Source organism: Winslowiella iniecta, from assembly GCF_001267535.1.
In the GTDB taxonomy this organism is placed as follows: domain Bacteria; phylum Pseudomonadota; class Gammaproteobacteria; order Enterobacterales; family Enterobacteriaceae; genus Erwinia; species Erwinia iniecta.
Genome location: NZ_JRXE01000019.1, coordinates 100,159 through 106,620, shown reverse-complemented (window position 1 = coordinate 106,620; position 6,462 = coordinate 100,159). Strand labels below are relative to the sequence as shown.

Here is a 6,462-nt window from a genome sequence, read left to right as displayed (position 1 = left end):
AGCGTTAGACGCTGTCCTCAGCCACCTCGCCAAAACCTACCGTAATATGGTGTTGGTTTATTAGCGCTGATTTAGTGGGGATCCTTCAGCGCTGCGGCGGGTTTTTTATTGGCGGTAATGTTAATGCCGGCGGTGACAAATAATGCCTGTCTTGCCGTTTTATGCCGATGCGCTGCGGGTGCCATAAATGGCACTATGGGCTCCGGTTTCCAGCGCCTCTTTATAGTGCTTACGGCAAACTGAGACATAGCGCTCATTTCCGCCAATTACCACTTGCTCGCCCTCTTTATATGGCGCGCCATTACTGTCCAGACGTAATACCATACTGGCCTTACGACCGCAGTGGCAGATTGTTTTTAACTCGACCAGCTTATCTGACCAGGCCAATAAATACTCGCTACCGCTAAACAATTCACCACGGAAATCTGTACGTAAGCCATAACAAAGTACAGGTATATCGAGATTATCTACCACATCGGAAAGTTCTTTAACTTGTTCTCTTGTAAGAAATTGGCTTTCATCCAGCAGTACGCAATGCACCGTTTGATGTTGATGTTCTGCACTAATTTCGTTAAACAATGAAGTATGGTTATTATACAGCTTTGCTGGAGATGAAAGACCAATGCGCGAGCTGACTTTGCCAAGCCCAAAGCGATTGTCAATCTCTGCGGTATAGATCAGCGTGCGCATGCCTCTTTCATGGTAATTATAAGAGGATTGCAACAGCGCGGTAGATTTGCCAGCGTTCATCGCCGAATAATAAAAATAAAGCTGAGCCATCAGGCCGAACTCCACAAAAAGGTTAACAAGTGTCCGGGGCGAGTGTACCACAGTATCAGGCTATATTCGCCTGCGCCGGGACTAAACCGGACGTAACAGCCAGTGGATTTCTCCACTGATGTCCGCGACTAATTTCTGTGATTGCTGTTTTAAACAGCGTCATAAGCATCGGCATTCAGGCCGCATTAAACGACAAAAAAGCAAAATAGAAGCCTTTAATATTCTCAGAGTTTTCTCTATTTTCCTTTGCTTTCAGCCGCTGTGTAAGGCCATTCTTACCTGCCCGTTATCAATATTTGGCTTTTCCTGCCAGGACATGTCCCTGCCCGTGCAGGGGGTGTTATGGGTTATTTTTTATCAAATGGCATATTTCTAACGCAGCGGGCTTTAAAATTTTGCAAATAGCGTTAAACTTATCGCAGGTTAAATAGTTATTTTGAGTTTCTTACAAAATTAACTATTGCAGTTCCTATTTTCGGCCTCTATTATTATCAGGCAGAACATTTTCTCCCACCCAATATAATTTTGAGATTAGGACAATGAGCGAAGCACTTAAAATTCTGAACAACATCCGCACTCTGCGTGCACAGGCCAGAGAATGCACCCTGGAAACTCTGGAAGAGATGCTGGAAAAACTGGAAGTCGTCGTTAACGAACGTCGCGAAGAAGATACTCAGGCTCAGGCTGAGATTGAAGAGCGTACCCGTAAGCTGCAACAATATCGTGAAATGCTGATTGCTGATGGCATCGACCCTAATGAATTGCTGCAGACTATGGCTGCAACTAAAGCTGCGGGCAAAGCGAAACGCGCTGCACGTCCGGCTAAATATTCATACATCGATGAAAATGGCGAATCCAAAACCTGGACTGGCCAGGGTCGTACTCCGGCCGTAATCAAAAAAGCAATTGAAGAGCAAGGTAAAAAGCTGGAAGATTTCCTGCTGTAATAGCTGTTCAGGGTGCTTCCCAATTAACCCCATTTGTTAAAATGGGGTTTTTTATTGTTGATTATTGTTGAACATTTGTTTCATCAGGGTAAGCAAAAAACAAAGGAAGCCATTGGCTTCCTTTTTTTATATTCGGGTATTGCGCACCGGTGCGATTACACCTTGTAGAACGCTCTGTACCACTCTACAAAGCGTTTAACCCCCTCTTCCACACCTGTCTGTGGTTTAAAGTCGATAATCTCATACAGCGCTCTGGTGTCCGCGCTGGTTTCCAGCACATCGCCAGGCTGCATTGGCAGCATATTTTTCTCGGCTTTCATACCCAGCGCGTTTTCCAGTGCCTCAATGTATGCCATCAGGGTAACCGGCTGGCTATTGCCGATATTATAAACACGATAAGGTGCTGAACTGGTGGCTGGCGATCCCGTTTCTACTGTCCACTCCGGGTCTTTCTGCGGCACAATATCTTGCAGACGAATTATTGATTCAACAATATCGTCAATATAAGTAAAGTCGCGACGCATCTGTCCATGGTTATACACATCGATACTTTCGCCGGCGAGAATAGCGCGGGTAAACTTAAACAGCGCCATATCCGGACGACCCCATGGGCCATAAACCGTAAAGAAACGCAAACCGGTTGTCGGAATTCCGTACAGATGAGAATAGGTATGCGACATCAGTTCATTGGCTTTTTTGGTCGCGGCGTAGAGCGAAACCGGATGATCGACTGAATCCTCAGTCGAGAATGGCATTTTTTGGTTCAGGCCATACACCGAACTTGAAGAAGCATATAACAGGTGACCGATGTTATGGTGACGGCAACCTTCCAGCACATTTAAATGGCCGATCAGATTAGCATCCGCATAGGCATGCGGATTATCGATGGAATAACGTACGCCAGCCTGCGCCGCTAAATGTATTACCCGCTCAAAACCTTGTTCGGCGAATAATTGCGCCATCCCCTGCCGATCGGCAAGGTCACATTCGACAAATAGAAATTCAGGATGGGTTTTAATCAGTTCGAGACGGGAAATCTTGAGGTTTACATCGTAGTAATCATTCAGGTTATCGATTCCGATAACCTGGTGACCGGCTGACAACAAACGTTGGCTAACGTGAAAACCAATGAAGCCTGCTGCGCCGGTAACCAGATATTTCATACTGTCCTCGTTAATTATGCAATTTGAATAGACGCTCCGCGGCCGATTGCATAATAAACAAAACCGCGCTTGCTGACTCTTTCTGGATCATACAGGTTACGACCATCAAAAATCACGGGTTCTTTTAGGGCATTTTTAATCACATCGAAGTCTGGTGCGCGGAAGTTCTTCCACTCAGTACAAATGACCAGACCATCTGCGCCTTGCAGTGCTGCTTCTTTGGTGCCCATCAGCTTCAGGTCGGTACGATGACCATAGATGCGCTGTGCTTCGTCCATCGCTTCAGGATCGAAAGCCTGAACCGAGGCGCCTGCTTGCCATAATGTTTCCATCAGCACCCGGCTGGAAGCTTCACGCATGTCATCGGTATTCGGCTTAAATGACAGCCCCCAAAGCGCAAAGGTTTTACCCTGCAGGTCGTCACCAAAGTGGCGTTTGATAAAGGCGGGCAGTTTGGTTTTCTGCGAGTCGTTAACGTCTTCCACCGCCTTCAGCAGGCGCGGCGTGTAGCCAATCGATTCAGCGGTACGAATCAGTGCCTGCACGTCTTTCGGGAAGCAGGAGCCGCCGTAGCCACAGCCAGGGTAGATGAAGTGGTAACCGATACGCGGATCGGAACCAATACCCATACGCACTTTTTCGATATCCGCACCCAGACGTTCCGCCAGGTTTGAAATCTCGTTCATAAAGCTGATTTTGGTTGCCAGCATGCAGTTTGCCGCATACTTGGTCAGCTCCGCACTGCGGATATCCATCAGGATCATGCGATCGTGATTGCGGTTAAACGGCTCGTACAGCTCGCGCAGCAGTTCAACCACTTCTTCGTTATCGGTACCGACAACGATACGCTCAGGACGCATACAGTCACTGACCGCGGCACCTTCTTTAAGGAATTCCGGGTTGGAGACCACATCGAAGCTGATATCCAGCCCACGTGTTTTCAGCGTTTCGGTCATAACAGCACGAACACGATCGGCAGTCCCTACCGGAACGGTAGACTTATCGATAACCACTTTATGATCGTTCATAAACTGCGCAATGGTACGCGCAACAGCGGTGACATATTTCAGATCCGCTGAACCATCTTCATCTGGCGGCGTGCCCACAGCGATAAATTGCATCACACCGTGGTTTACACCCTCTTCAGCATTGGTGCTGAATTTTAACCGGCCAGCTTCATAGTTTTGCATCACCAGAGGCGTCAGACCTGGTTCAAAAATAGGTATAATACCTTTCTTGAGATTCTCAACTTTGTTAGCGTCGACATCTATACAAAGCACGTCGTGTCCAACTTCGGCCAGAACCGCAGCCTGAACCAGACCCACATAGCCGATACCAAATACGGTGACTTTCATTGACTTATCTCGCGTTAAAATAGATTACTTTTTGGTGCCGATGGTGCTTTCAAGCCACTCTTTGAAGTCACTGCCCAGTGACGCGTGGCGTACACCATACTCAACGAAAGCCTGCATGTAGCCGAGCTTGTTACCACAGTCATGGCTGACGCCTTTCAGGTGGTAAGCTTCAACCGTTTCTTTTTCCATCAGCATGGCAATGGAGTCAGTCAGCTGCACTTCGCCACCCGCGCCCGGAGGGGTTTTCGCCAGCAGAGGCCAGATGTCTGCAGACAGGACGTAACGCCCTACTACCGCCAGGTTGGATGGTGCTTCAGCGGCTTTTGGCTTCTCAACCACACCGACCATCGGCGCGCTCTCACCCGGGTTCAGTTCGCGCCCTTCACAATCTACCACGCCGTAGGCGGTAACATCAGCTACTGGTTCAACCATAATCTGGCTGTGACCGCTTTCATCAAAGCGTTTCAGCATGTCTGCCAGGTTATCTTTGGTCGGGTCAGACTCATACTCATCGATGATCACGTCTGGCAGGATTACCACGACTGGCTCGTCACCCACTAACGGATGTGCGCACATCACTGCGTGTCCAAGACCTTTTGCAATGCCCTGACGCACCTGCATGATGGTGACATGCGGTGGGCAGATAGACTGGATTTCATCCAGAAGCTGACGCTTAACACGTTTTTCCAGCATCGCTTCCAGCTCAAAACTGGTATCAAAATGGTTTTCGATGGAGTTCTTAGAAGAGTGTGTAACCAGCACAATCTCGTTAATTCCCGCAGCAATACATTCATTAACGACATACTGAATCAACGGCTTATCAACCAGCGGCAGCATCTCTTTTGGAATAGCTTTGGTAGCCGGCAACATACGTGTTCCCAAACCCGCTACAGGGATTACCGCTTTTTTTACTTTAGACTTATAGGCAGACATCAAGATACCTCTCTTTAGGCCGGTCAAGTTTTTTCACTTGAATATGTCGAATTAAAAACGGAATGAGTATATCAGTTCAGCGGCGAAGGATTTATCCTGGTTAGACAAATTCCAGTAAAATTAAGACTATTACCCAAGTGTCTGGTTAAGTGTAAAGCGTGTAATGGTGCCTGTCGCCAGCTTGACTGAGTTTATTAGCGCTTCGTTTATTATTCAGTCGATAGCATCAGCCTTAACCGGCCACCCGCCCCCCACACCTGACACTGCCAGGCATCGCAGCGCTGACTGATTTGATTAAGATGCGTGCTGCCGAGCGTTCCCAGCGGTACGCCATTATTCAACTGAATTTGATGGGTATTGATGTTAAGAGTGGCATTCAGCCCGGCGGAAACCAGAATCAGATTTTTTAAGCCCTGATGATAATATCCCACCAATAAAGGAAACTGACCGGTAAGGTTAGCCTGACGCAGTAACAGGTTGACCTGTTTTAACAGGCCGCTTAATTCCGGCAGCCGCGATCCCTGACCGGATAACTGCTCCTGCAACAAGCCGTTAAACAGTGCGCGTAATAGTAAAGCCGCCAGCACGCCATTATCACCGGCGCGGGTCACATCCAGACAATAAAAGGCCAGATCTTTTTCGGAAAGTGCGGCGATATCCAGCACCAGTCCGGGCTGCTCGGCCATGGTCAGTTGCCGGTAATTGATACGGCAGTTGGCGATCACCTGTTGCACCGGCGGTTGTAACTGCTTGAGCAATTTTGCCGCCGCAGAAGGATCGCGCACCAGCGCATCCCAGTCCTGAAACAGTTGTTCATCCTCTTCAACTTTTGAGGTGAACATTGACGGATAGAGGCATTCATAAACCGCCTCGCGCAACCGCTCAAGATCTTTGATCGGCTTCAACAGCACGTCCTGCACCCCGAGGCGCAACACATGGGCGATATCCGACATATTTTCTGTCGCCGAGATAATCAAAATCGGCAGCTGATTACCGCGCGCGCGCAGATGCTCCACCAGCTTAATACCATTCATCCGCGGCATATCCAGATCGCAAATCATCATATCTGGTGTCGTACGCTGCATCGCATCCAGTGCTTCCAGACCGTCTGCGGCCGGGATGATAGTTGCACCCAGTGCCTGAAGGAAATTTTCCAGCAGGGTACGGAAAACCACCTCATCTTCTACGATGAGTATTTGTTTCCCGTCTAATGGTTTTTCCATTGATCCCCCTTGTGCGCCAGATAATTAAATAGTGGTTCATAAAACGCACTTATGCCTGTCA

At 48.3% G+C, this 6,462-nt stretch carries 6 protein-coding genes; 1 reads left to right on the top strand and 5 read right to left on the bottom strand.

Annotation, left to right across the window (positions count from 1 at the left end; genetic code table 11):
• Positions 1-159: 159 nt before the first annotated feature.
• Positions 160-780, bottom strand: a complete 621-nt coding sequence (tdk, locus tag NG42_RS14485) for a thymidine kinase (protein WP_052900168.1) — start codon at positions 778-780, stop codon at positions 160-162.
• A 539-nt stretch (positions 781-1,319) separates the two neighbouring features.
• Between tdk and hns the strand changes: the two genes are divergently transcribed.
• Entirely contained in the window at positions 1,320-1,727 is a 408-nt protein-coding gene (gene hns / locus NG42_RS14480; RefSeq protein ID WP_052900166.1) for a histone-like nucleoid-structuring protein H-NS, read from the top strand.
• Positions 1,728-1,882: 155 nt separating this feature from the next.
• Here hns and NG42_RS14475 read toward each other — a convergent pair whose 3' ends face one another.
• The 4 genes from NG42_RS14475 to rssB form a co-directional block, all read right to left on the bottom strand.
• A complete protein-coding gene (locus NG42_RS14475; protein ID WP_052900164.1) occupies positions 1,883-2,890 on the bottom strand; it encodes an NAD-dependent epimerase in 1,008 nt (335 codons plus the stop codon).
• Between the two features lie 14 nt (positions 2,891-2,904).
• Positions 2,905-4,245, bottom strand: coding sequence for a UDP-glucose dehydrogenase family protein (locus NG42_RS14470; protein ID WP_052900162.1), 1,341 nt, complete (start codon positions 4,243-4,245; stop codon positions 2,905-2,907).
• A 24-nt stretch (positions 4,246-4,269) separates the two neighbouring features.
• Positions 4,270-5,178: a UTP--glucose-1-phosphate uridylyltransferase GalU gene (galU, locus tag NG42_RS14465; RefSeq protein WP_052900160.1), complete on the bottom strand. Its 909-nt coding sequence runs from the start codon at positions 5,176-5,178 to the stop codon at positions 4,270-4,272.
• Between the two features lie 209 nt (positions 5,179-5,387).
• Complete coding sequence (gene rssB / locus NG42_RS14460) at positions 5,388-6,401, bottom strand: two-component system response regulator RssB (RefSeq protein WP_052900158.1); 1,014 nt, start codon at positions 6,399-6,401, stop codon at positions 5,388-5,390.
• Positions 6,402-6,462: the final 61 nt, after the last annotated feature.